Source organism: Nonomuraea sp. NPDC049480, from assembly GCF_044465905.1.
Taxonomy (GTDB): Bacteria; Actinomycetota; Actinomycetes; order Streptosporangiales; family Streptosporangiaceae; genus Nonomuraea.
Genome location: NZ_JBITMD010000051.1, coordinates 13,831 through 38,792 on the forward strand (window position 1 = coordinate 13,831; position 24,962 = coordinate 38,792).

Here is a 24,962-nt window from a genome sequence, read left to right on the forward strand (position 1 = left end):
CACGTTCTTCGAAGCGTCTATGCGGCTCGGTGGTGCTCGTTGATCAGCCCGTCGAGCACTCTCCGGCGTTCGATCCGGCCTGCCAGCGGCACGACGGTCCTCTCATTGTGATCAGGCGGTAGCTGCGAGCGGGACTGGTGCGGGCGATGGCCGTTGTAGTGGTCGACACATTCGTGACCCGGTGCTCTGCGTTGGTCGGCCTGGGCGAGTTGGAGGGCCGGCAGGAAGCCCACATGATCACTTGCGGAAGTAGGTACGGGCGGACGGAAGGATCAGCAGGACGATGATTGCCACGGAGGCCGCGATGGTGACGAACAGGCGTCCGTCGGTCACGGTGAGCAGCCACCCGGGGTAGACGCCGTAGGCAGCCTCGATGACGGCTTGGGCGTTGGCGCCCGGGCCGAGGACGGATTGCAGGAACTGCACCTGGGTTGCCTGGCTGGTGAGGATGAAGACGTCCAGGGCGAGGAAGAGCGGCTGGATGATCAGAGTGAGGATGCGGCCGACGCGCCTTCCGGCCAGGTTGAGCCACGCCAGGATCACGGCGATCACAGCGGTGCTGACCGGAATGACCAGGGCATAGCCGCCCTCGTCGAAGTGGAGATTGTTCTGGGCGAGGATGGCCGGGGTCAGGCCCTGCCGTACCAGCTCGGCCTCGGCTGCGGCCTGCACGTCGGCGCCGTAGATCAGGCCGATGACCGGGACGATGAGGAACGAGAGGGCGAACAGCAGCTGCAGGATGCCGGCGAAGGTGACGGTGCGGGGGCGGATGCGGGTCGTCGTGTTCATGCGATAGACGATCGCGCCACCCGCTGATACGGCTCTATCGCGGCGCTGACACGCCGCCAAGATGTGGGAGGCTGCCGAGGTGCGAGTTGTCATGCTTGGTCCGGTTGAGGGCTATGCCGCCGATGGGACACGGATCGACATCGGCGGGGCCCGGTTGCGCATGCTGTTGGCCAGACTTGCTTTGGAAGCGGCTCGTCCCGTTTCGGCGGATTCGCTGATCGACGATCTGTGGGGAGCCGAGGCGCCGTCGGGTGCCGCTGCCGCTCTGCAGGGGTTGGTGTCGCGGCTGCGCAAGGCGCTGGCAGGCGTGGCGACGGTGGAACTGGTGGCGGGAGGTTACCGGCTGCCGGTGCGCGCCGAAGACGTGGACGCGCATCGGTTCGGGGAGCTGGCCGCGCAGGGCAGGCGCGACTTGGTGGCGGGTCGGCCCAAGGAGGCCGCAGCCTTCTTGGCCGCAGCACTTGACCTGTGGCGAGGTCCGGCGCTGGCCGACATTCAGGAGGCGCCCTTCGCCCGCAACACCGCCACGCGACTGGCGGAGATCCGGGCCACGGCCGAGGAGGACCGCTTCGACGCCGAGCTCAGGTTGGGCCGGCATGCCGAGGTGCTGGCCGATCTCGGAGCGTCCGCCGCCGAGCGGCAGTTGAGCGAGCGGCTGGCCGAGCTGCGCATGCGGGCGTTGTCGGCTGCCGGGCGGCAGTCGGACGCGCTGGCGGTCTATGAGGAGATCCGCAGCAGGCTGGGATATGAACTGGGAGTCGATCCCTCTCCTGAGCTTCAGAAGGTACACCTGGCCCTGCTGCGCGGTGAGCTGGAGCGGCCGGTCACGCAGGCCGAGGCGCCGGCGAGCAGGCTGCCCGCGCGGTTGACGAGCTTCGTCGGCAGGCAGACCGAGCTCGATCAGCTCGCCCGGCTTGTGGATGCCTCCCGGCTGGTCACCATCGTGGGACCGGGCGGTTCGGGCAAGACCAGGCTCGCCCTGGAGCGGGCCGACCATGAGCGCAGGCGAGTATGGTTCGCGCCGCTGGCCGGGGTGAGCCGTCCTGATCAGCTGGCCGACGTGGTGCTCGGCGCGCTCGGCGGTCTGTACGGCGGAGGCCAGCCGCAGCCGGCCGATCCGCTTGACCGGATGGTCGAGCGGCTGGACGTGGGCGAAGCCGTACTCGTGCTGGACAACTGCGAGCATCTGGTCGAGGCCGCCGCCGAGTTAGCCGAGCAGTTGCTGCTACGGCTCCCGCAGCTGCGGGTCCTGGCCACCAGCAGGGAGCCGCTGGCGGTCAACGGTGAGGCGCTGTGTCATCTCGGCCCGCTGGAACTGCCCGCAGAGGATCCCGATATCGCCGATGCCGCGCGCTCCGCGGCGGTCCAGCTGTTCACCGATCGTGCGGTCAGTGTCCGGCCCGGTTTCGCACTGGATGAGTCCTCGGTGGCCGCCGTGGCGGAGATTTGCCGCCGGTTGGATGGCATGCCGCTGGCGCTGGAGTTGGCCGCGGCGAAGTTGCGGGCGATGAGCGTGGAGCAGATCGCGCGGCGGCTGGATGACCGCTTCCGGCTGCTGACCTCGGGCAGCAGGACGGCGCTGCCACGCCAGCGCACCCTGCTGGCGGTGGTCGAGTGGAGCTGGGACCTGCTGAGCGGGCCGGAGCGGGTGCTGGCGCGCCGGTTGTCGCTCTTTCCCGGCGGGGCGAGCCTGGCCGCGCTGGAGGCAGTCTGCCCGGATGAGACATTGGCTGCCGAGGACGTGCTTTACGTCGCCGGTTCCCTGGTCGAGAAGTCCATCATCCAGCAGGACGGCGACCGCTACCGGATGCTGGAGACGATCCGCGCCTACGCCTCCGCCAGGCTCGCCGAGTCCGGTGACGACGTGATGACGCGCCTGACCGCCTACTTCCTCGGCTTCGCCGAGGAACACGAGCCGCTGTTGCGGACCAGAGAGCAGCTAGGGGCGATCGCGGCGTTCGACGCCGAACGCGACAACCTGGTCTTCGCGCTGCGGTCGGCCATCGACGCTCGTGATGCGCTCGCCTCGTCCCGGTTCGTCCGGGCGCTGTTCTGGTACTGGGGCATCCGCGGGATGAGCGTGCAGTTCGAGACGTTCGTCGGCGAGGTGCTCGCTTTCGGCGACGCGCTCCCCGAGGACGCGCGTGCCGCCTTCCGCGTGGTGCTGGGCGTTGCGGCCAAGGGCCCGGTTGCCGAGCCGAAGCCGATCGGGCTCGACGAGCGGGCGCTGAGCTTCCATCCGGCGGTGCCGCTGTTTCGGCTGTCGCAGCTGGCCTCCACTGACCTGGGGCAGGCTGAGCTGAAGCACGCGTTGAACTCGCCCGATCCCTGGGTGCGGGCCAGCGCGCTGTGGGCGCAGGACTTCGTCCGCAGCCAGCAGGGCGACGTGACGAGCGCAGCCGAGGCGCGGCAGGAGGCGTTGCGCGGATTCGAGGAGGTCGGCGACCGCTGGGGCATGGTGATGTCTCTGCTGGCCATCAGCTCAGATGCGGACATGCGAGCCGACCGCGAGCAGGCGATCTCGGCCGCCGAGCGCGCCGTGGCGATTGCGACCGAGCTCGGCACGGAGGAGCACCTGTACTGGGCCAAAGGCCGGCTGGCGGCGGCGCGGATGCGCAGCGGCGACCTGGCGGGCGCTTTGGATGACATCGACGCCGCCCGACGCCAGGGCAGGGAACGCGGCCAGCGGCGCCTGGAGATCAATCTCCTGACGTACAGAGCGGCCGCGCTTCGCCGGTCCGGCGAGTACCAGCAGGCCCACCAGGCGCTGGACCAGCTCGAGACGCTCGCCCACCGGCTGCCCATCCCTGAGGAGGTGGTCCGGGGACTGATCACGGGCGAGCGGGTGTCCCTGCTGATCGCCGAGGGCACGGCGGCCCGTGCACGGAAGCTCCTCCCGCAGGCGGTGCGCGGCGTGTTCGCCTACGGAAACACCGTCAGCGTGGCCACCGCGGGCGAGTGGCTGGGCAGGCTGCTGGCGTTGGAAGGCGACCTCGAGGGCGCCGCGACGGCGTTGGGCATGAGCGAGCTGATCCGCGGCGTCTTCGACCACGGAGACCCCGAGCTGGGCGCACTGATCGCCGAGCTCGTGGAGGAGCTCGGTGAGGACGGCTACCGCGAGGCCTTCCGCAAGGGCGCCGAGATACCGCGGCAGGACGCGCTGGACCGGCTGGCCGAGGTGGCCGGCCAGCCGGTCGGGCGGTAGAGGGGTCAAGCTGCCTTCTTGCGGTAGGCGCGCATGGCCAGCGGAAAGAAGACCACGATCACGCCGGCCATCCAGGCCAGGGCGCCCAGCAGCGGGCCGGTGACCTCGCCGCCGTTGAGCAGGCCGCGGGTGGTGTCGGCCATCAGGCTGACGGGGTTGATGTTCGACCAGACCTGCAGCCAGCCGGGCATGGTCCGGCTCGGGACGAAGACGTTGCTGGCGAAGGTGAGCGGCAGTACCAGGATCGTCATCAGACCCTGGACCGAGCCGGGCGTGCTGACCAGCATGCCGATGTAGACCGACATCCAGGCGAAGCTGAGCGCGAAGGCCAGCAGCAGCCCGGCCGCTGCCAGCGTGGCGAGCGGATCGGTGTGGATGCGATAGCCCATGATCAGCGCCAGCGCCAGCAGTACGGCCAGCGATACCACGTAGCGGACGACGTCGGCGAGTACGGCGCCGACCAGCGGCGCGGAGCGGGCGATGGGCATGCTACGGAAGCGGTCGAAGACGCCGGCGCTCGCGTCGGCGTTGAGCGAGACGCCGATGCCGATGCTGGCCTGGAAGACCGTCATGACCATGATGCCGGGCACGACCATCTGCAGGTAGCCGTCCATGTCACCGCCGCCGATCGCGCCGCCGAAGAGGTAGACGAACATCAGCAGGAACACGATCGGCGTCAGGATGACGTCGACGAGCTGCACCGGGGCTTTGCGGATCTTGGTGACGCCGCGGCCGGCCAGGGCGAGCCCGTGCCGCAATGCCTGCTGGGAGCTGACGCGCAGAGGGGAGTTCTCGATCGGCAGGGTGCTGCTCATGCCACATTCCTTTCCATCGCGACGTTCTGCCGGGTGAGCGCCAGAAAGACCTCGTCCAGGCTGGGCAGGCGCAGGCCCAGCTCCTCGGTCATGAGCCCGGCCGCGTCCAGCCGCCGTACCAGGGAGGAGATCAGCATCGGGTCGACGGCGGGCACCGTGAGCCGACCGGTGTTCGCATCGCGCTCCGGGATCTGGCCGGTCAGCTCGATCAGTATCCGGGCCACCGCCTCCCCGTCGGCCGGGACGCTCGGCCGTACGTGCAGGATCTGCCCGCCGATGCGGCGCTTCAGCTCACCCGGTCGCCCCTCGGCGACCACCCGGCCCTGGTCGATGACGGTGATGCGGTCGGCCAGCTGATCGGCCTCCTCCAGGTACTGCGTGGTCAGCAGCACCGTGGCGCCGTCAGCGACCAGACCGCGCACCACCTCCCACAACTCGTTGCGGGTGTACGGGTCCAGGCCGGTGGTCGGCTCGTCCAGGAACAGCACCTGCGGCCTGCCCACCAGGCTGGCCGCCAGGTCCAGCCGCCGGCGCATCCCGCCGGAGAAGGTGGCGATCGGGCGGGTCGCGGCGTCGGTGAGCTCGAACCGCTCCAGCAACTCGGCGGCCCGTTGTCTGGCCTGCCGCCGAGACAGGTTCAGCAGCTGGCCGATGAGCACCAGGTTCTCCACACCGGAGAGGGTCTCGTCCACCGAGGCGTACTGGCCGGTCAGCCCGATCAGGGAACGCACCCGCACCGGGTCGCCGACCACGTTATGGCCACCCACCGTGGCTTGGCCCGCGTCGGGCCGCAGGAGAGTCGCCAGGATCCGCACGGTGGTCGTCTTGCCTGCCCCGTTCGGCCCCAGCACGCCGACCACCCTTCCGGCGGGGACCTCCAGGTCCACCCCGTCCAGCGCGACCTTGTCGCCATACCGTTTGACCAGGCCTTCGGCCCGGATCGCGTACGTCATCGTGGCTCCTTCGTCGTCGATGAGGCCACGGTGCCGAACGCCGCCAACAGCGGGCTGATTTCGCACTGATACGGGACCGGCAGCCACCATCAGCGACAGCCGGTTTCGGTGCCCCAGGACGCCCCACGAGCGCTACCTTGCCGTTCCCGGGAGCACCACACGAACTGATCAACGCGGGCAAGATCACCGGTTTGGCAACACCCTCTACGCCTGCGGATGGGCCAACCCCAGCAGCTTCATCTCGGCGTTCACCAACATCATCGGAACCACCCCGGGCCGTTACCGATCCAGTCGCCAGACCACCGCCCGCGCATCTCAACTCCGGACGGTGGTCAAGTCCTCGGAGTGATTCGTACTCGCACCCAGGCCGATGTGGTCCGCGATCGGACAGGAGATGACCCCGTGTGCCTCGCGATTCCCGCACAACTACAGCGGCGGCACCAACCATCGGCTTGACCACGCGACAAGCCAGGACCGCACGATCAGGCTCAAAGCGTTGCCCCACACGACCAAACCGAGATTCGTCGAGCCCGGCGACCAGCCGGCAACGTCTACACCCTCGACTGCGAAGAGCCAGATGACCACTCACTGTCTGCCATGAGGCCGTCTGAGGCCAGGGCTCACAAACGAAACATGCCGTGAGCTTCGACAAGCCTCCCACCTGCAGTAACTCAGTCCCCAAGCTGGCGCGCTCTCCAGTAGCCACCGCGCGTATGCACGGAGAGGTAATGGCCCCCTGACAAGGATGGCGCGACCCAGAGCGTCAGCGGCACAGACAGTGAACACAGCGGGCTGGGGCTCCGGCCGGTCTTCCAGAAGAGTCCGGCTTTGCCTTCACACCATCAAGCGACGATCGCCGTGTTGCCGGGCTTCTCTATTCCCCCGCCTGTGGCGTGATCGGCCGTCATAAGGCGGCTCAGGGGGCTATTTACCTGCGAAACCAGACCTGGGGACGGTCTCGAATGCCTCGAACGAGATGAGCGAGAGCCTAACGGATCTGTCCCTCGGCCCATTCGGCCCACTCCTGTTGCAGCCGGGTCAGGCGCAGGCCGTATTCGAGGGCGATGCCGCCGTACACCGACAGGGTGTCCTGGCCGCGCCCGACGAGCTCGCGGACTGCCTCCAGGTGCTCCGCGTGCTTGCCCGCGAGATCCGCCTGGTGGCGAAGGTATTCACGCGCCTGCTCGGGGGACACCTGGGCCAGGAAGAACACCCGCAGCAGCATGTCGCTGCGCGCCGGCCTGGTCGGCTCCACCTGGGTGATCCAGCGGCGCAGCTCGGCCAGGCCCTCCTGCGTGATCGCGTACTCCTTGCGGCCGCGCGGTCCCTCCGCCGCCACGTCCACGAGACCCGCGTTTGCCTGGCGCGGGTTTACTCGGAGATCGGTTGCGGGGGGCGGGACGGGTCGAGGCCTCATCGCTGAACAGATCAATGAGCGCCTGGACAGGAATGGTGTTCTGGCTGGGGTGACGCAGGCGCCGGCCCGGAACGATGGCATAGCGGTTGCGGCGGCCCTCCCGCTGCCGCTCCAGATAACTGGCTTCCAGCAGGTCGGTCCCGATGCTCTGGCGGCTCGTTCGGTGATGTCGATGCGTTGGGCTATGTCGCTGATCCGCACTTGCGGACCAGCCGCGATGGCCAGCAGCACGTGGGCGTGGTTGGTCAGAAATGTCCAGCTGGAGCGTCGATCGGCAGCGTCACCCATGTCCGTGACCATCCCCTCGCCGAGCAGAGGACGAGCCAGAACCCCGGCACACACCTGAAGTTTATATGAGGAAAACATCTTCAGGTGATCTTCTGGAGTTGACCCCGATGGCGGACCGGTCACCTCTCGACGATCCACCCGGCGCGGCAGCGGCGGCCATCCTTACTTGCCTTACGTGACTGACAGGCCTTCAAGGGGCTGACCAGCAGGTTCGCTTGACCACCCCAGATAAAGTGCGAAGCCGCCGTAATACTCGTACTCGTCACCGTCGAGATATGCCTGGTGTCGTCGACGTCCATGAGACACACTCTGGCGGCCGAGCCGCGCAGCTCCACCTCGAAGCAGGCGCCGCCTGCGCGAGATCCGAGGTCCCAGTAGAGATGCTCCACACGTCATCAGTAGCGGGTCACGCAATGGGCAGGAAGCCGGGTGCGGATCCGCGCTGACCCGAGTTCATGTTCCACGAGCCGCTGCCGAGGCCGGAGCTCCAACGGCTCAGTATGGCTCCGGGCCGAGACAAGTCCCGGTCTCGTGCACCTGGTCCGACGGTGGGGGATCGATGAGCACATCGCTGCCCCAGTCGGTGAAGTCGACCTCGATCACGGTGGTCTTGGGCTGGTTGTCCTCGGCCATGGGATAGGTCGAGGTGAGGTGCACCCGACGGGGAAGCCGGTCCGGTCCGACCCACAGCTGCCAGGAGATCTGTGTCAAGTCGTTCCGCTTGCGAAATTGGGCGGCGATCACAGGGTCGTCGTGTGGGGCCGCGATGGCGAACTCCGTCAGCGAGCTGCTCCCGGCGTGCACGACGGTGGCAACTCCGTCGATGGCCTCCCCCGAAGAGGGAGCCGGGGCCGCCAGCTTTCGCAGCACCTCGGGTGAGACGAGGCTGCGTACGCCGAGCGAGCCGATGGCGCGCAACAACTGCTCGCACTCGGAGCTGCGGCCATGAAGCCAGGACTTGCCCGCGGGAACGTCCTGCCGATCAGCCCGGTACTGGTAGGTGCCGGAGCCTGCGATCGTGATCGTCCTGGTCGTCATGTAGGACAGGTCGGTGGGGACAATGCTTTTCAGCTCATCGGGGACATTGGTCCGGTAGTAGGTCGCGGTCAGGTCGGAGGCGGTCGCGCCGAGGACGCCAGTGGCGCGGCTCTCGCTGTATTCGCCGATGTTGACCAGCGCGACGGAGTCGTCCTCCGCTGGAGGGGTGAACACTTTCTCGCCGTAGTCCAGGCGGACGAGCCTGGTGACCTTCACACCGGTCGAGTCCTTCATCCGCTGAGTCACCGCCTCTGCGGGCGTTCGCACCGTGACCGCATTGCCGCCTCCGCAGCCGGCTGTTAGGGCGAGCATCAGGATGATCGTTGTGATCCTCGGTAACGCCACCCGGTGATCATATGGGTTGCCTGGCGAGACTTGGCGGCCGCGCGCGACGAACTGCCCGTCGACGCGCGTGAGGCTGCGGTGCGGCTGTTCGCCATGCAGCGCCGGGTGGTCGCTCTGCGCACCGCGCACGAGGAAGCCACCGGGGCCGACTCCGGCGAGCTGGCTGCCGCCATCTACGACATGCGCGAGGACCTGGAGGAGACCATCGAGGAGTTCATCAACATCTCCCGCAGGGCCCGTGGGCAGCGCGCGCGGTGGACTCCGACCCGTTTCCACCGCGCGCCGGCGCCGCCGCAACCCGCCCCCAGTGCCGCCTCGCGGCTGCCGTCGACGGCACGCGAGTGGACCGAGCAACTCGCTGAGCTCGCCCGCCAGTTGGAGGACAGCGGCACCACCCTCGCACTCCAGCACTGGAACCACCGCCGCCTGTACGACGCGCTCGTCAACGCCGTCGTCGCTATCGGACACGCACACCCCGGAGGCCTCGACCGGCTCCAGCCACTGTTGAGCGACAAGACAGCGTCAGCTGGCCGCGACACGACGTGTCAGTAACAGAGCGCGGTCAGGCAGGTTTGCAGGGCCTTGCGGGGCAGCGAGGTCAGGAGGGCGGCGAGAAAGGTTCGGTCCTCGGGTGTGAATCTGACTCTGGTGTCGGTGCCGAGTTGGCGCTCGAGGACGGTGATCTGGTGACGCAGGGCAAGTATCTCCACGTCCTTGTCCCGATCGCCCATAGGCAGTAACCGCAGCGCGGCGAATGTGTTCGTGACGGCGAGGTGGGCCAGGCGAAGGAGCACAGCCCATTATCAAGCCACACTTGGTTCGTCTCGTGGGTGGCTGGAGTTCGCGCCGCCACGCGAAACCTTCACATGGTCATGACGTGGGCGGATGTGATTATCGGCAGGCGCAGTCCCGGCGTCCCCGAGCCGCGCCGCGCTCGGTGCGAAGGCCGCCGTAACGGGGCCCAAGATGGTCACAACAAAGCCGCACGCGCATTTGAGATCACCTATTGCGAGTGCGCAAATTCCCTCCGAAACCACGCGGGGTGCGGGCGGCGCTGAAGGCAGGACGAGCCGATCGGTGATGGCCGCCCGACCAGGCGAGATTCCCTGTTCCCTCCATTTTGATCACAATTTGTGGAAATATCCCGACAATGAAATGGGAAGGCTCCCACGTCATTTACGATCTTCACTCGTGAATAAGCGGAAGCGGGCGGTGGGGTCCGCCGTGTTCGTCGACCACAGCGGCCGGCGGACGCGGATATTGACGATCAGCGGGATCCTCGCGGGCACCCTCCTGCTGGCCTTGACCGCAGTGCTGCTGGGAAGCGCTTTTCGCGGCATCAGACTGGACTCCGTGCAGTGGCCGGCCGACGGGCGCGGCGGCGGCGGTGCTCCCGAGCAGTCCGAAGCCGCCGACGTGACGTCCCCGTCCCCCTCCGCCTCGGTGAGGTCCCGCCGGCCCTCCGCCCCGCCGGAGCGGGAACGTTCCGTGCCGGCCTCCCGCCGCCCCTCCAGGCCCGCCGCCAAAAACACGCCGGACCGGCCCGCGCCGTCGCCGAGCCGCTCCAGGACGATGCGCCCCGCCGACCCCGGCCCGGAGGACGAGCCCGCCGACTCCATCGGCGGTGAGCAGGACCCGGAGCGGGAGCGCGAGCCGTCCCCGTCGCAGAGCGAGACCGCCGAGGCGTCCACCGCGCCGACCGGGAGCCCCGACCCCTCCCCGGGCCGGGAAACCGAATCTCCCGCTCAACCCCCGGCCGAGCGGCCGGGCGCCGCGAGCGGCCGGAACACGTGAACCCGCCGGACCTCCGCCAGGCGGCCGGACGCGTCACACCGCGCCCCAGGCGCCGCGCCAGGCGGCCCGTTCCGCGTGCGCACTGGTTCCTGGCGCTGGTCGGCACCGTGCTCACCGCCTCCTCCCTGCTCCTGTACGGGTACGCCCACGGCGAGCTGGGCGAACACGAACCCGTCCCCGCGCCCTATGGGTACTCGCCCGAACTCGACCGGGTGCGGGGCGGCGGTCCAGTGGTGGACGCGGCGCCGCAGAACACCACAGAGCAGGGCGCGGCCGATCGGGGGCCGCGCAGCCTGAGCATGCCGGCCCGTACGGTGGCGCTCACCTTCGACGACGGCCCCGACCCCGAGTGGACGCCGAAGCTGCTGGACGTGCTGAAGCGGCACGGCGCGAAGGCGACGTTCTTCGCCGTCGGCGCCCGCGTGGCCGAGTACCCCGATCTGGCCAGGCGCATCGTCGACGAGGGCCACGAGCTGGGCAATCACACGTACGCGCACGTCGACCTGTCCGCCGTGCCCGCCTGGCGGCGGCAGCTGGAGCTGTCGCTGACGCAGCACGCCATCGCGGGCGCCACCGGGATGCACACGCGCCTGGTGCGGCCCCCGTACAACGCCACCCCGTCCGCCGTGTCGGCGCGGCAATGGGAGACGATGCTGGCCCTGGACGGCGACGGCTACCTGGTGACGCTCGCCGACCTGGACACGATGGACTGGAGCAGGCCGGGAGTGGCGGCCATCGTCCGCGCGGGCACGCCCTACAGGGGGCGCGGGGCCGTGGTCATGCTGCACGACTCCGGCGGCGACCGCGGTCAGACGGTCGAGGCAGCGGATCAGCTCCTGACCAAGCTGGCCAGGCACGGCTACCGGGCCACGACCCTGGCCGAAGGGCTCGACCTGGGCTCGGCGCACGTCCCGGCGGACGACTCCAGCCGCATCCTCGGCCGGCTGCTGAGCCTGGCGCAGCGGGGATCGTCCCTCGCGGTGGAGACGCTGGCCTGGGTGATGGTCGCCGCGGGCGTGCTGACGTTGGCCCGGCTGCTGGTGTTCGTGGTGCTGGCGCGGGCGCACGCGCGGCGGGCGGCGGGTGCGCGGGACCGCTGCCGGCGACGGCAGGCGCCGGAGCGGGTCCCGCCCCCGTACCGGCCGCCGGTCAGCGTGATCGTCCCCGCCTACAACGAGGAGCTGGGCATCGAGGCGACCGTATGGTCACTCGTCGACACCGAGTACCCGGCCCCTGTGGAGGTGATCGTGGTGGACGACGGGTCCTCCGACGCCACGGCCGAGCGGGCCGCCGCGCTGAGGCTGCCGGGCGTGCGGGTGTTCAGGCGCCCCAACGGCGGCAAGGCGGCGGCGCTCAACACCGGCATCGCGCGCGCGTCCCACGAGATCATGATCACGGTGGATGGCGACACCGTGTTCGAGCCCGCCACCATCGGCCACCTGGTGGCGCCGCTGGCGCACCCAGGCGTGGGCGCGGTCAGCGGCAACACCAAGGTCGGGAACCGGCGCGGGCTGCTCGGACGCTGGCAGCACTTGGAGTACGTGATCGGCTTCAACCTGGACCGGCGGGCCTACGACCTGCTGGGCTGCATACCGACCGTGCCCGGCGCGATAGGCGCCTTCCGCCGGGCGGCGCTGGAGTCGGTGGGCGGTCTCAGCGGCGACACCCTGGCCGAGGACACCGACCTGACAATGGCGATCAGCCGCAGGGGATGGCGGGTGGTGTACGAGGAGCGGGCGCTGGCCTGGACGGAGGCGCCCACGTCGCTGCGGCAGCTGTGGCGGCAGCGGTACCGCTGGTGCTACGGGACCATGCAGGCCATGTGGAAGCACCGGCGGGCGGTCGTCGAGCGAGGTCCCTTCGGCCGGCGCGCGCTCGGGTTCCTGACGCTCTTCCACGTGCTGCTGCCGCTGTTCGGGCCCGCGGTGGACGTGATGGCGGTCTACGCCCTGCTGATGCGGGACCCGTTGCCGGCGGCCGGGGTGTGGGCGGGGCTCCTCGCCGTGCAGACGCTCACCGGGTGGTACGCACTCCGGCTGGACGGGGAGCGGGCGGGCGTGCTGTGGGCGGTGCCGCTGCAGCAGTTCGTCTTCCGCCAGTTGATGTACCTGGTGGTCATCCAGTCCACGATCACCGCGCTCCTGGGCGCCCGCCTTCCCTGGCAGACCATCCGCCGCGAGGGGGTCTTCTCCTGAGGACGCGCGGCCGGGCCGAGGGGTGTCCGTATCATCTCGGCATGGTGGTGGACTGGGGGTCACGGCTCAGCCGGCGGGCGGTGGTTGGCGTCGTTGCCTTCGGCCGGGGTGAGGAGGTTGGCAAAGCTGCGGATATGGCGGGCGAGTCCGGTCAATTCCGGGCAGGCGGTCGTGAGCTCCCGCACCAGCTGGGTGTCGCTGCTCTTCCCATCTAGCGATCAACTCTTCATCGTGCACACGATCCCCCGCGAGGTCCCCTGCGTTGATGGCGTTACCCAGGTGCTCGTCATATCCCGGGTCACCAGGCTGTATGCGCACGGCGTGTGCGGTGCCACAACGCGGATACTGCTGCGCAAGGTCCTGACCGAGCTCCTGACGTCGGCCGCGCCGATGCCACCCGCGCCTCCGGTGACCAGGACGTTCTGGTCGGCCAGGCCGGGGTCGATCATGTCAGGAGACCCTGGAGGAGGGGGCCGCCCAGGTGTTGCAGGCGGCCGGGTCGGCGGTGCGGAAACCGGCCTTGACCCACCGCTTGATGTTGGCGGCCTTTCCGTACTTCGCGGTGTCGCTGTAGAAGGACGACTCGACCCTCTCCCAGTCCCGTGCGGTCTTGCCGGCAGCGGCCAGACGCTTTTCATGAAGGCCGCACCCAGGCATTCGACCTGCTGGTACTTGCGCCGCCTCTGTTCGAGGTGCTCGGCCTTGCTACCGGCCCTAAGGTCCTCGGCTGCGTCGTAGAGCCCGGCCTGCTTCTGTACGTGGTAGCCGTACGTGACGGCGGTCGTGTTGAAGAGGTCGAGGGTGGGAAGCCCGAGGAGCCAGTACGTGCCGATCTTGAAGGACAGCGTGCGATCCCAGTCGCATTACCACACCTCGGACGGCTGGATCGTCTCGCCGTCCTGGGCCCCGCAGTCCGTCGTGGCCACGCTCATCATCGCCGCGCCGGTCACTGTGCGGGCTGATCTCGGCGTCGATCCGTTCGACGGCGCTGATGACTCGGCGGGTCACCCACACCAGATCGGCGTTGGCCGGGTGGCTGGTTCGCCCAGCCAAGCCCTCCCCGATTAGCGGGCAGACCCTCGCCTATCCGGATCTGGTGTTCAGGCGCTCCAGTCGTCGTGTTGGAGCATCCGTACGCGGCGAAGCTGGGTGTCGAATTCCTCTGCGCGCGCGATGCGCTGCTTCCAGAGCACGGCGAGCCAGCGTAGTGCGTAGGTGCGCTGAGCGGCGGCGAACCGGGGTCGCTCAGCGGGTCCGATGCCTAGGTCGGGCAGGAGGTCGTGCCAGTCGGCGTCGGGGATGTGGCGGGCGCTGATGTGCTCGACGTGGTCGGCGCCGACTCCCGGCTCCCGGCCCGCGTCCCATACGTTGAGGATTGCATCGGGGGTGCCCGCCACGAACGATCGGCCCGGGAAGTTTCCCGCCGCGATGAACTACTTCCACCCTGATGGCAGGCTGCGAGCTGCGGCACTTTCCTCCTTTGGAGGGGGCATACCTGGGAGGCTCTTGCCTCCGGTGGAGGGACAGAGAGGGCGAAGCGAACTCATGGCTGACCGATTCCGCACCCACAACCTGGAGATCGGCGACGATGTCGTGATCAAGCGATACAGGTCGTGGGGCAGAGGAGAGCCCTACCGGGAATGGGCGGCGCTGACGCTCCTGGCCGAATATGCACCTGGTCTTGCGCCCACGCCGGTGGAAGCCGCACTCGACGCTCACCCGCCCACGATCACGATGACCAGACTGCCCAGCCGAGGTCCTGCGCGGCGAGCATGCCACTGGCGAGCAGGTCAGCGCGGTGGCCGCTGCCCTGAACCGGCTGCATCTGGCAATCCCCTCCCAGGTGGTGGAGGCGGTCAAGCCGGCACCTTGGGGACCTGCCGTAGCGGTGGACAAGGTTCGTAAGTTGGCCGACAAACAGCCCGACCTCGGTGAGGATCCCGGCGTGCGGCAGGCTTACCAAGAGGGTGCCGCCTGGCTGGCGTCCACCGACCCCGATCAACTCGTTACGAACGCTTATCCGCCCGTTCTCGGGCTAGCGGATGGCAATCACGCGAATCTGCTGTGGGATGGCCACGAGCGTCGAGTGCGGATTATCGACTGGGAAGACTCCGGCCACAGCGATCGTGCCTTCGAACTGGGCGAGGTAACCGAGCACATCTCCCGCATCGACGGCGCCCTGGACGCAGAACAGTTGCTGATTCACATCGACCTGGCGCCGGGGGAAGCCGAGCGGGTGCTGGGATTTCGTCGCTTGATCGCGCTGGGTCGGTTTCTCCAACTCGGCCCGTCGGCGACGCCACACAACCCGGTGGGCACCCTGGAACGCCTGGGTGAACGGGTCCTACAGCTGCTCGGCTGACCTCAGCTTCCAGCCGAATACAGGCTCTGCGGCTCGCCGACGCGGCGCGCGGGGGGAGCGAGGCGCAGACCACACGAGCGCGGTCGGCTTCTGTGGCGGACGAATCGGCCAGATAAAAGTTCACCCACAACCCGAGACTCCGAGCTGGAACACCTCACGCTCAACCAAGGGCGCGCCGGCCTGGCCATGCCGGGCCTGCTCGCGGCGGCCTGAACCTGTGCCCCGCGCAGGCCCATCACGGGAAGGCCGCCGGTTTCCCTGATAGCCGGGCCGGCGAGGGGCAAAATGGCCTGCATGACAGAGCCGCGTTCCGCGCCCTTCGCTCGCGTGAAGATCTGAACCGGTGCCTTGGTGTTCTGCGGTGACGACATCGCCTTGATTCGCCGTGACCGGCCCACTGGGTCTCATTACACCCCGCCTGGTGGAAGCGTGGAAACTGGGGAAGATCTGCTCGAGGCTCTGCGTAGAGAATTGGCCGAGGAACTGCGGCTCGACCTCGACGACGCCACTGTGCCGGAGCTGTGCTGGATCCAGGACCAGATGGTCACCCGGCCCGGCCCGACCCCGCCCCCGCGCAAGATCCACATGATCTTCCGCTATCACATCACGCCCGACGTTCGAGCGCGGCTGGCCACGGTCGAGTACGACGACTTGCCTGGCGACGGCAGCGAGCCGGGCATCATTGAGTGGGTCAACTACAGGAGGGCCGAGAACCTCCCGCTGTTTCCGCTGATCGCATCCGCTATCAGCGCGCTGCCCGCGGCGGACGCCCCACCCGGAAACCCTCTCCTGCCGCCGGTCACGGACCAGAACTACGCCTGGGTCTGACGGTCACCCGGGCTCGATCGCCAGCATCGAGCGAGCTTGCCCACCGCAGGCCGGGCCTGCTGCTCGATCGGCGCCGCCTGCAGAACCATCCTGGCGGTCTCCATCACGTGTGCTGCGGAGGTGCTCCACCGACACATGTGTCCTGATAGGAGGAAGATGGGCCAGTGCGTGAACGCGTTCGCGCCATTCTGGTCACCGGCGACGGTCACCTGCTCACCATCAAACGGGTCAGGCACGGCGCGTCCCCGTACTGGGTTCTACCTGGCGGCGGCGTGGAACCAGGGGATGCCACCTTGGAAGACGCCCTCCAGCGCGAACTCGATGAGGAAATCGCCGGCGAAGCCGACGTGCACGCCCTCGTCCACGTCCTGGAAGCGGGCGCCGACCGGCAGTACTTCTTCCTCGCGACGAGATCAGCACTCAGGGCGGCTGCCGGGGCCGCTGGAGATATCGGGGGACAACCCGCGCTATTTCACGGTACGTACGGACAACCCGGCGCGGCGGCGGGCCGTGTACCTCACGGGCTCGCACATCTGGAACAACTTCCACGACGGTATGGGACCCGGCGCGACCCCACCGGCTGAGCCGGAGCGGCTGGACTACGACGCCTACCTGGATTTCCTCGCCGCGCACGGGCACAACTTCATCCGGCTGTGGCGCTGGGAGCAGTTCCGGTCCCAGGCCGCGGGCGGCGCGTTCCACTTGAACATGACCCCGCAGCCATGGCCGCGCACCGGGCCGGGAACCGCCAAGGACGGCGGCCCCAAGTTCGACCTGTCCCGGATCGACCCGGCCTATTTCCAGCGGCTGCGCGAGCGGGTCACCAGGGCCGGTGAGCGCGGCATGTACGTGGCCGTGATGCTGTTCGAGGGCTGGGCGCTGCACCTCAGCCCGGCGCCGGACAACGTCGAGGGCCACCCCTGCCACCCCGCCAACAACGTCAACGGCGTCGGGATCACCTCGATCGTCGACTACCACGTACTGCCGCTCGACCCCGACGTGCGGGCGTTGCAGGAGGCGTACATCCGGCAGGTCGTCGACACTGTGCACGATCTACCCAACGTCCTCTACGAGGTCGCCAACGAGTCATCCGGGGGCGGTGCCGTCGATCAGGAGATGGCCGCCCTGCTCGGCGTCCCGCTGGACACCGAGTGGGGTGACTCGACCGGCTGGCAGTACTGGGTGATCGACTTCGTCAAACGGCACGAGCGGCAGCACGACTATGACCCGCGCCCGGTCGGCATGACCATGCAGTTCCCGGTGTCCGACCAGACCCGGGTCAACGCGCCCCTGTTCGACGGGCCCGCCGACTGGATCTCACCCGGCTACGACGACGACATCTTCCGCGAGGGCGGTCATCCCGGCGCTTCGGGCCGCCCGGCGTCGCGATGGCTGCAGGACCCGCCATCTGCCGACGGCCGGAAGATCCTGATCAGCGACACCGACCACTTCGCCCCCGGCCAGGGCGACGCGCTGTGGGCATGGAAGGCGTTCCTGCGCGGTCACAACCCGATCTTGATGGACTTCGGCCTCATCGACGGCATCCAGCCGGCACCGGACACCCCGTCTTTCGCCGCGTTCGAGCCGGCTCGCCACGCGATGGGCGACACCCGGCGCTACGCCGAGAGGATCGACCTCATTGGCATGCCTCCCCACGGCGAGCTCAGCTCCACCGGCTACGCGCTGGCCCACCCCGGCAGGGAGTACCTCATCCTGCAGCCGAGCGAGGCCGGCGAGGCGTTCACCGCCGCGCCGGCGGCCGGCACGTACACAGCCCACTGGTACGGCGTCAACGACCGGGCATCCCGGAGCGGCGGCGAGCTGACCGTGCCGGGCGACGAGCCGGTGAACTTCGCTCCGCCGCCGACGATCAACGGCCCGGCGGTGCTGCACCTGAAACGCGCCAGCGGCTGAACGCCGGCATCGTCAACCGCCGCTGCACGACATTCACCGTTTCCACGGCGGCGGTCCTCCTGGCGTAGGCGAGGGATCCGACTCGGCGGCACTGAGGGCCAGGCGAACCTCCCTCAGACGCTTCGCCAGGTCAGCATTCGCCTTGCCGAGCGCGTCGAGTTCTGCCCGGTCGTCGAGGAGCTGCGTCCAGAGCACGGAACGTCCTTGTTCGAGAATCTTCACGGCCATTTCCGTTTTCCCCGCGCTGAGTGCCATTGCGGCGCCCTCGGAGGCCAGGCCGGATTGTTTCGTGAGGTGGTATTCCTGGTCGGCTCTGGTCAGGCGTCTGACCGCGAGCATGGGCAGGAGTTCGACGGCGCGCTGGAATGCCGTGGCGGCGCGGAGGAATTCGCCTGTCCGCTCGTGGAGCTCGCCCAATTGGCGGGCCGCGGCGAGGCGTGTACGGACCGGCGCGCCGGTCGCGTTCAGCGCTTCTTCGAGTGCGGTGGAGGCCGACCGGGCGTCCTCCTCGAAATGGTCTTTCTCGTATCGCTCCTGGAGTTCGAGGCCGAGTATGTAGGAGCAGTGAGCGTTGGTGGTCGTTCTGGGGCTCGCCAGGTCCACGGCTCGGCGCGCGGACAGGATCGCCTCGTCGAGCGCGGCCGGATTCCGATCGCGTAAATATCGTTTGTGCAGTATGAGGGCCAGGTTGCAGTGGTGGAGGGCGGCTTCGGTCTGGAGTTCGGCGACGTTTGTAGCGTCGGTCAACGTCGCAGCGGCTTGATCGAGGTCGCTCGGGTTTTGTTCGAGGTCATAGCGGTCGAGCAGGGCGATCGCGTAGTCGTTCGAGTAGAAGGGGTCTTCGGGAACTGCTTGCGCGCATTGGCGCGCGATGCTGATGGCCCGGTCGAGATCCGTCTTGTCCCGTGTCCGGCCGTACCGGGTCCGGTATGAGCTGCCGAGTTGCGCAAGACAGTAGTGGTATGCGGAGTGATCGGCTGGGGTCAGCGACAGACCTTTGTGCATGGCCTGAATCGCCCCGTCGATGTCGGACAGGCGCCCGGAATGGGCGTAGCGCGATTGCAGGGCGGCGCTGAGAGCCGCCCAATTGAGGCTGGCGTTCATATGCCCGTCCGGAGTTCCTGACGTCGTCTCGCGGGCGATCGTCACGGCTTCGTCCAGGTTCTCCAGCCGACCGGTGCGGAGGTATTGCATCCAGAGAGCTCGCACGAGGTTCTGCGTGCGTCTGAGCCGGCGGACATGATGAGGCGGCGTCGCGGCGACGGCTTCGCGGAGAAGCCGGAGGGATTCGTCATGGTCGTCGAAGGAGCCGGTGACGTCGGCGCGCAGTGCCAGGGCGCCGCTCAGCGCAATGGCCGCGTTCAGCGTCCTGGTCGGTCCTACTGCCAGGCCGAGTGCTTGCCTGGCCGTCGTCACCGCCTTGGTGATGTCGGACAACGAACCGCTGCGCCCCGCGGACGTCGTCAGAGCCTCGGCCAGATTGGCCAGGAATCCCGCCTTGTCCGCGTCACTAACCGACGTTCCGACCGCCTCGCGGAAGCATCGCAGGGCTTCGGCGAGATCCCGCTCGTCACCGAAACGCGCGTAGCGCCTCTCCAAGTATGCGCCGAGAGATGACGAACAGATCGCGTGGGCGGCGGGCCCGCCTTTGCCCAGGGCGACGGCACGCCGTCCCAGAGCGATCGCTTCGTCGATGTCACGTCGTTCTCCGTTGATCTCGAAACGGAGCACCAAGGAGTCGCCCAGCGCGGACATCATCAGGGAGAGGGATTCAGAGCGATCACCGGCGATACGTACCGCTCGGCGCGCCAGGACGATGCTCCGGTCGTTCGCCTTCGCCCTGCCCGTCATGCGGAACCTGAAGTAGTGGAAGCCGCCGAGCAGCATCAGCGCTACGTATCTGTATCGCCAGAACAACACCCCCGCGGCCAACGCCGAGAGCAGGAGCGCTATGGGGATATCGCTCACGTCCGCCTCCCGACCGGGCCTTGTCAATGTGCGGCGGCGTCATCCATGCTGACGGAATTCAACCGACTACGGTACGAGTACCCCTCAGGGAAGGGTGTCTCCATGATCCGGGAGGAACAATTCGACGCCGACCGGGCGGCCGATCGACGGATGGCGCTGGCGAGAGAGTGGGACGAGCTGCTCGAGCAGGTTCGCACGCTCGACGGATTCGAGCATTTCCTCAAGCCGCCCCGGCTCGAAACCCTTCTTCTGGACGACCCGGAGAACGCGGTCGCCGTCGTGAACGTCAGCCCTTGGCGGTGCGACGCGCTGCTCGTACGGAATGCCGGCGTCAAGTCGCGCGAGCTTCCTAACCTGACGGCTGCGGACGCACGGGAACGTGCCAATGAGTACTTACGTGTTCTACGGAGGGCCGAGACCGCCGCCGACGAGGTGGAAGCCGCTCGCGAACGCGTGCACGCCGGCGGCTCCGTCGCCGATCGGCAGGCTCTGCAGCGGGCCGTACGGGTTATGTCTGATGCGCGGGCCGATATCGAGGCCATGCTGACCGCACTGCTCGCCTGGTTGTGGGAGGTCGTCGCGGAGCCGGTGCTGTCCGCGCTGGGTCACGACGGTCCCTTACCTGAGCATTCCGTGTGGCCGCGGCTGTGGTGGTGTCCGACCGGCCCGCTGGCTCTCCTGCCGCTGCACGCGGCCGGCCATCACGATGATCCCGAGCGGACGGTCATCGACCGGGTCGTGTCCTCGTACACGCCGACGTTGCGCGCCCTGATGGAAGCCGGCAAACCACTCGAAGAGCCAGGCCTAGAGCGCCGGCTGCTGGTCGTGGCACAAAGTAACACCCCGGGCCAGAGGCCTCTGGACGGCGTGGCCGACGAGCTGGAAGTGCTCGCCAAGCTGTTCCCCGCACCCGTGTGCACGGTGCTGCAGAACGAGGAGGCAGACCGCGCGACCGTACGGGCCGAGCTGAGGAGACACCGCTGGGTCCATTTCAGTTGTCACGGAGACCAGATTTTGCACGACCCCTCCCAGGGCGGGCTGGTCCTGCACGACGGCATGCTCACCGTCGCCGATATCGCCTCCACGCACTACAGCGCAGAGTTCGCGGGCCTGTCCGCCTGCAAGACCGCGACAGGCGGCATCGACCTCCTCGACGAGACGATCACCCTGGTGGCGGCGCTGCACTACAGCGGTTTCCGCCACGTCGTCGGCACGCTGTGGTCGGTGTACGACGCCCCGGAGACCACCGACCTCTTCCGCGAGCTCTACAGCAGCATGACGGTGAACGGCAGGCTGCGTCCGGAGCTGAGCGCACGATCGCTGCACGCGGCCGTCAGGAAGCTTCGCGATCTCCATCCCCGGCACCCCAGCGTGTGGACGCCGTTCACGCATACCGGCCCATAGACCGCACCATCAAAGGAACCCCGATGTCGGACGACCGGCCGAACGATGACGACAGCTCGCAGGAAGAGCCGATGCCGTACGAGGAGAGGACCGAGGACGGCTATGCCCAGCATGTCACGAAGCACTTCACCATGTTCCGAAGCGCCGGAGCCATGGTGTTGTCCGGGCCGTGTCCACGCTGTTGTCACGCGATGGAATACCTGGTCGGCCCGGTGATACGCGGTCCGAGGGCGCAGCCCGTCACGTCCACCAGCCGCGAGCCCATGATCTGCATGTGCAAGGGCGACCACCCGAACCGACCGAAGGACTATCACGGATGCGGCGCTTACTGGGACGTCAACATGAACGTGAAGTGGTGATCGAGCTCACTCCCGCAGAGGGCGCTGCTCAGGCTTCCATCCCCGCCAGCCAGGAGATCCAGAGGCTGCACCGGGAGGCGCTCCCCCGGGTCCAGGCCGCGGCGCTGGCGTGGCGCAACGGGCTGGCCGGGCTGCTGGCGGGGCTGCTCGGCTTCAGCCTGATCAAGGGGCGGTCCGACGTCGCCCAACTCGCCGCCCCGTACGGTTACGCGGTTGGCGTGCTGCTGGTCACGGCCGTGATCGTGGGCGGGTTCGGGGCCGTGCAACTGCTCTGGGCGGCACACGGCCGGCCTCGCGTCATGGACCGGCTGAGGGTGGCCTCGGCCATGGCCGCTGACCACGCCGAGGCCAGACGGGGCGTGCTGTTCCTCCGCAACGGCATACGCCTCTCCCTGGCGTGCGCCGCCCTGCTCGTCACGGCGGTCGTCGTCACCTGGTACGGTCCCGCCAAGGACGCGCCCAAGCTGCGGGTCTCCGTGGGAGAACAGGTCCTCTGCGGTTCCGTGACCCGGGTGGCGGCCGGCGCGTTGACGCTCAAGACCGACCTGGGAGAGCGGCACGTCGACCTGGCCCGCGCCACCGGGCTGCAGGCCGTTGACGGCTGCGCCCCGCGCGCGTGAGGCGGGAAGATGGCCATCCGCCTCGTCCTGCTCTGGAGAGCGTCGCGTGCGTTCCGGGCGTACAACGAAAAGGGCGACCTCGCGCTTCTCGAACGCGCGATCGAGAGCCTGCGACGGGCGCTGGCGGTGACCCCGCAACAGGACCTCACCATACGGGCCTCGATGGCGTCCCTCATGGGGCAGGTTCTGCAGGCGAGGTTCGATCACGAGGGCGCACTCGCGGACATCAACGAGGCGATCCTCGCTCTTCGCTTCGCCGTCTCGGTCAGCGGCTGGAAGGAACCGAGCCATGTGCACGGCCTCGGATCCGCGCTGCGGGCCCGCTTCGAACGGGCCGGGCAGCCCTCGGACATCAAGCACGCGATCGAAGCCGGTCGTGACGCGCTCGCCGCCGCTGGCCCTCACCACCGTCATCGCGCGCTCTACCAGACAGACCTCGCTCGATCGCTGGCCGCCCGCCACAGCGCGACCGGCTGGCAGAGCGACTTGGACGAGGCAATCGCCCTCAGCGAGCACGCCATGCGGAGCCTACCGTCCGCGAACCCGGACCGCGCGTACGCTCTGTGCAATCTGGCGTTCATGCTTCATTGTCGGTACAAGCGGACCGGCGAGCCGGCGGATCTAGAGAACGCCATCCGTATCGGGCGTCAAGCGTTGTCGGCCCTCGGCACCCGTGCTCGGGACAGGCCCTGGATGCTCTCCAACCTGGGCGTGGCCCTCCTGAGCCGTTCCCGGGTCGCAGCTCATTCCGCCGATCTCGACGAAGCCGTCAGTCTGCAGAGAGAGGCCATCCGCGGTGGTGATTACGATGCGCTCATCCACCTCGCCAATCTCGCGGTCACTCTCCTGACCCGGCACGAACGTATCGGTAGTCTGCCCGACCTGGAAGAATCCATCGCGATCAGCAGGCGCGTCATCGCGGTGAACCGTCACCCGAGCACTCTGGCCGCCTCACGCAGTCTCGGCCTCGCCCTGCTGGCCCGTTTCGCACAGCACAGACGGCTCAGCGACGTCACCGAGGCGCTCGACGTTTGGCGGCGGGCCCTCGCCGAAACCGCCCCCGGCCATCCCAGCCGGGCCGCGCTCTTTTCCAACCTCAGCATCACCCTGCAGATCGCCTACGAGCACACCGGTCACCCCCCGCATCTCGAAGGCGCGCTCCGCACCGCTCGTGCCGCCGTCCTGCGCTTCCCGAAGGACCACCCGGACTACGCGACCGCCCTGTCCACCCTGGGAGTCGCCCTGCACCTCCGCTTCGAAGACACCCACAGGACGGCGGATCTGGACCGGTCGATCGTGGCGGGCCATCTCGCCGTCGCCCTGTCCGGATCGGAACATGCCGACTATGCGGGGCGGCTGAGCAATCTCGGTCACCGGCTGTCGGCGCGCTTCGGCCTGCAGGCGAAACGCACCGACTTCGACCGTGCCATCAGATGCTTCCGGTTGGCCGCCGGCCTGCGCGGCGCGCCGCCGGGTCATCGGGTGACCGCCGCGCGAGGCTGGGGCCTGACCGCCTACCGGGCCGGCAGGCCGGACCTCGCCGCGGCGGGCTACGTCAAGGCCGTGGCCCTACTGCCGGAGCTGGCCTGGCTGGGGCTCGACCGCGCCACCCGGGAACACCACCTCGCCACGAACGCCGGTCTCGCACGAGACGCGGCGGCCGCTCTGGTGGCGACGGCTCGCAGCAGGCAGGCGGTGGAATATCTGGAGGCCGGTAGGGCGATCATCTGGACACAGGCGCTCCACCTACGCGGCGACCTCGACGCGCTGGCCGAGCGGGCTCCCGGGCTCGCCGCGAGACTGAGCGAGATCCGCAGCGCCCTGGAGCAGCCGGGCCGTCATCACGCCTGATCAGCGGCATCGGTGTCCAGCAGCTGCCGGATCGACGGCTGGGACGAAGACCCCGTCACCAATCTTCACTTGCTGCCCATAGCCGGGGTCGGCTGGACTCGTGACGTTGACCCGGACCTTGCAAACTCATGGGATCCTCCGCCGGATTCCGATTCCGGAGTTGCCCGATGATTGTTTCTTCGACTACGACGCGCCCCAGGACCAGGATTTCTTCGAGGTCGGGGACTTCATTCCGCACACGCTGTACATTTCTGAAGACGTCGAGGGCAGCGTCGATCTGCTCAACCCGCACATCGTCACCTCCGGCGATGAGTGGGAGGCGTGGTATCGCGGCGCCTCGTACATGCTCGGCGCGACCCGCTTCCGGTCATTCTGGCATCTGATGGAAGACGCGTTCCGCCGTTACACGTATCTGCACCAGCCGGCCACCACTCGCTCCACCCGCGGAAACGCCTCGGTCGCGAAGCCGCTTCGGGTCTGTGCGCCTGCGCCACTACGACTTCGCCAAACGTCACGGCCCGGAGTTCACCGACCCAGCCCGCGGACACTACCTGCCGCATTTCGCCCCGCTGACCGAAGCCGGACTGCGTTCTATCGCGCTGCAACCTCCGCAGATAGCCTCTGTCCTTGCCGCCTGCCTGTCCAGCGGGCGCGACCTATTCAAGCTTCCCGACCTGCGCCCCGACGCGCCTACAGGGTCGGCCGTCGGCACTACCGCCCAGCGAAAGACATCCCAGGAGCTTAGATGTCAAGCAGCAAGCGACTCGGCGTGATGAGACCAAGCGGTTGCTTCGTCGTAGTGCGTTCCGGTCTTGAG

Annotated in this window: 25 protein-coding genes; 13 read left to right on the top strand and 12 right to left on the bottom strand. The window is 68.4% G+C overall.

Features of this window, described 5'->3' with window-relative positions:
- Nucleotides 1-237 precede the first annotated feature (237 nt).
- Nucleotides 238-789: a hypothetical protein gene (locus ACIBX3_RS59335; protein WP_397129679.1), complete on the bottom strand. Its 552-nt coding sequence runs from the start codon at nt 787-789 to the stop codon at nt 238-240.
- Between the two features lie 91 nt (nt 790-880).
- On the opposite strand from ACIBX3_RS59335, the gene ACIBX3_RS59340 reads away from it, so the two are divergent.
- Nucleotides 881-3,994, top strand: coding sequence for an ATP-binding protein (locus ACIBX3_RS59340; RefSeq protein ID WP_397129680.1), 3,114 nt, complete (start codon nt 881-883; stop codon nt 3,992-3,994).
- 5 nt (nt 3,995-3,999) lie between these two features.
- On the opposite strand, the gene ACIBX3_RS59345 is transcribed toward ACIBX3_RS59340, so the two are convergent.
- From ACIBX3_RS59345 to ACIBX3_RS59365, 5 genes are all read right to left on the bottom strand, one after another.
- Nucleotides 4,000-4,809 (bottom strand): ABC transporter permease, encoded by an 810-nt coding sequence (locus ACIBX3_RS59345; protein ID WP_397129681.1) that lies wholly within the window; start codon nt 4,807-4,809, stop codon nt 4,000-4,002.
- Nucleotides 4,806-5,762, bottom strand: a complete 957-nt coding sequence (locus ACIBX3_RS59350; protein ID WP_397129682.1) for an ATP-binding cassette domain-containing protein — start codon at nt 5,760-5,762, stop codon at nt 4,806-4,808. Before ACIBX3_RS59350 ends, ACIBX3_RS59345 begins: the two co-directional genes overlap by 4 nt.
- A 988-nt stretch (nt 5,763-6,750) precedes the next feature.
- Complete coding sequence (locus tag ACIBX3_RS59355; protein ID WP_397129683.1) at nt 6,751-7,107, bottom strand: hypothetical protein; 357 nt, start codon at nt 7,105-7,107, stop codon at nt 6,751-6,753.
- Nucleotides 7,108-7,586: 479 nt separating this feature from the next.
- Nucleotides 7,587-7,766, bottom strand: a complete 180-nt coding sequence (locus tag ACIBX3_RS59360; protein WP_397129684.1) for a hypothetical protein — start codon at nt 7,764-7,766, stop codon at nt 7,587-7,589.
- A gap of 196 nt (nt 7,767-7,962) precedes the next feature.
- Nucleotides 7,963-8,739 (bottom strand): hypothetical protein, encoded by a 777-nt coding sequence (locus tag ACIBX3_RS59365; RefSeq protein WP_397129685.1) that lies wholly within the window; start codon nt 8,737-8,739, stop codon nt 7,963-7,965.
- A gap of 114 nt (nt 8,740-8,853) precedes the next feature.
- On the opposite strand from ACIBX3_RS59365, the gene ACIBX3_RS59370 reads away from it, so the two are divergent.
- A complete protein-coding gene (locus ACIBX3_RS59370; protein WP_397129686.1) occupies nt 8,854-9,402 on the top strand; it encodes a hypothetical protein in 549 nt (182 codons plus the stop codon).
- Here the strand turns inward: ACIBX3_RS59370 and ACIBX3_RS59375 are convergent.
- Nucleotides 9,396-9,644 (bottom strand): hypothetical protein, encoded by a 249-nt coding sequence (locus ACIBX3_RS59375; protein WP_397129687.1) that lies wholly within the window; start codon nt 9,642-9,644, stop codon nt 9,396-9,398. The two genes, ACIBX3_RS59370 and ACIBX3_RS59375, sit on opposite strands and share 7 nt — an antisense overlap.
- Nucleotides 9,645-10,041: 397 nt before the next feature.
- Here ACIBX3_RS59375 and ACIBX3_RS59380 point away from each other — a divergent pair, with 397 nt between their 5' ends.
- Together ACIBX3_RS59380 and ACIBX3_RS59385 are read left to right on the top strand one after the other, a co-directional pair.
- Nucleotides 10,042-10,644 carry a hypothetical protein gene (locus tag ACIBX3_RS59380; RefSeq protein WP_397129688.1) on the top strand — a complete coding sequence of 201 codons (603 nt, stop codon included), beginning with the start codon at nt 10,042-10,044 and terminating at the stop codon, nt 10,642-10,644.
- A complete protein-coding gene (locus tag ACIBX3_RS59385) occupies nt 10,641-12,839 on the top strand; it encodes a bifunctional polysaccharide deacetylase/glycosyltransferase family 2 protein (protein WP_397129689.1) in 2,199 nt (732 codons plus the stop codon). Before ACIBX3_RS59380 ends, ACIBX3_RS59385 begins: the two co-directional genes overlap by 4 nt.
- A 59-nt stretch (nt 12,840-12,898) precedes the next feature.
- Here the strand turns inward: ACIBX3_RS59385 and ACIBX3_RS59390 are convergent, their stop codons facing one another.
- Genes ACIBX3_RS59390 through ACIBX3_RS59400 form a run of 3 tightly spaced genes read right to left on the bottom strand, consistent with a single transcriptional unit; the run spans nt 12,899 to nt 13,496 of the window.
- Entirely contained in the window at nt 12,899-13,024 is a 126-nt protein-coding gene (locus ACIBX3_RS59390) for a hypothetical protein (protein ID WP_397129690.1), read from the bottom strand.
- Between the two features lie 33 nt (nt 13,025-13,057).
- Nucleotides 13,058-13,288: a hypothetical protein gene (locus ACIBX3_RS59395; protein ID WP_397129691.1), complete on the bottom strand. Its 231-nt coding sequence runs from the start codon at nt 13,286-13,288 to the stop codon at nt 13,058-13,060.
- A 1-nt stretch (nt 13,289) separates the two neighbouring features.
- Entirely contained in the window at nt 13,290-13,496 is a 207-nt protein-coding gene (locus tag ACIBX3_RS59400; RefSeq protein WP_397129692.1) for a hypothetical protein, read from the bottom strand.
- Nucleotides 13,497-13,664: 168 nt separating this feature from the next.
- Here ACIBX3_RS59400 and ACIBX3_RS59405 point away from each other — a divergent pair, with 168 nt between their 5' ends.
- Nucleotides 13,665-13,907, top strand: a complete 243-nt coding sequence (locus ACIBX3_RS59405; RefSeq protein WP_397129693.1) for a hypothetical protein — start codon at nt 13,665-13,667, stop codon at nt 13,905-13,907.
- Between the two features lie 32 nt (nt 13,908-13,939).
- On the opposite strand, the gene ACIBX3_RS59410 is transcribed toward ACIBX3_RS59405, so the two are convergent.
- A complete protein-coding gene (locus tag ACIBX3_RS59410) occupies nt 13,940-14,236 on the bottom strand; it encodes a hypothetical protein (protein ID WP_397129694.1) in 297 nt (98 codons plus the stop codon).
- A gap of 362 nt (nt 14,237-14,598) precedes the next feature.
- Between ACIBX3_RS59410 and ACIBX3_RS59415 the strand changes: the two genes are divergently transcribed.
- The 4 genes from ACIBX3_RS59415 to ACIBX3_RS59430 all read left to right on the top strand — a co-directional run bounded on the left by ACIBX3_RS59415 (nt 14,599) and on the right by ACIBX3_RS59430 (nt 17,943).
- Nucleotides 14,599-15,201, top strand: a complete 603-nt coding sequence (locus tag ACIBX3_RS59415) for a phosphotransferase (RefSeq protein WP_397129703.1) — start codon at nt 14,599-14,601, stop codon at nt 15,199-15,201.
- Nucleotides 15,202-15,552: 351 nt separating this feature from the next.
- Entirely contained in the window at nt 15,553-16,029 is a 477-nt protein-coding gene (locus ACIBX3_RS59420; RefSeq protein ID WP_397129695.1) for an NUDIX domain-containing protein, read from the top strand.
- 164 nt (nt 16,030-16,193) lie between these two features.
- Nucleotides 16,194-16,613 (top strand): NUDIX domain-containing protein, encoded by a 420-nt coding sequence (locus ACIBX3_RS59425; RefSeq protein ID WP_397129696.1) that lies wholly within the window; start codon nt 16,194-16,196, stop codon nt 16,611-16,613.
- A complete protein-coding gene (locus ACIBX3_RS59430) occupies nt 16,540-17,943 on the top strand; it encodes a DUF6298 domain-containing protein (protein ID WP_397129697.1) in 1,404 nt (467 codons plus the stop codon). The genes ACIBX3_RS59425 and ACIBX3_RS59430 overlap by 74 nt, the downstream gene beginning before the upstream one ends.
- A 33-nt stretch (nt 17,944-17,976) precedes the next feature.
- Here the strand turns inward: ACIBX3_RS59430 and ACIBX3_RS59435 are convergent, their stop codons facing one another.
- Entirely contained in the window at nt 17,977-19,911 is a 1,935-nt protein-coding gene (locus ACIBX3_RS59435) for a hypothetical protein (RefSeq protein WP_397129698.1), read from the bottom strand.
- Between the two features lie 102 nt (nt 19,912-20,013).
- Here ACIBX3_RS59435 and ACIBX3_RS59440 point away from each other — a divergent pair, with 102 nt between their 5' ends.
- The 4 genes from ACIBX3_RS59440 to ACIBX3_RS59455 are packed head-to-tail and all read left to right on the top strand — an operon-like array spanning nt 20,014 to nt 24,145.
- A complete protein-coding gene (locus ACIBX3_RS59440; protein WP_397129699.1) occupies nt 20,014-21,315 on the top strand; it encodes a CHAT domain-containing protein in 1,302 nt (433 codons plus the stop codon).
- A gap of 23 nt (nt 21,316-21,338) precedes the next feature.
- Complete coding sequence (locus ACIBX3_RS59445; protein ID WP_397129700.1) at nt 21,339-21,674, top strand: hypothetical protein; 336 nt, start codon at nt 21,339-21,341, stop codon at nt 21,672-21,674.
- Nucleotides 21,671-22,294 carry a hypothetical protein gene (locus ACIBX3_RS59450; protein WP_397129701.1) on the top strand — a complete coding sequence of 208 codons (624 nt, stop codon included), beginning with the start codon at nt 21,671-21,673 and terminating at the stop codon, nt 22,292-22,294. Before ACIBX3_RS59445 ends, ACIBX3_RS59450 begins: the two co-directional genes overlap by 4 nt.
- A gap of 9 nt (nt 22,295-22,303) precedes the next feature.
- On the top strand, nt 22,304-24,145 hold the full coding sequence (locus ACIBX3_RS59455) for a tetratricopeptide repeat protein (RefSeq protein ID WP_397129702.1): 1,842 nt from the start codon (nt 22,304-22,306) through the stop codon (nt 24,143-24,145).
- The last annotated feature ends 817 nt before the right edge of the window (nt 24,146-24,962 follow it).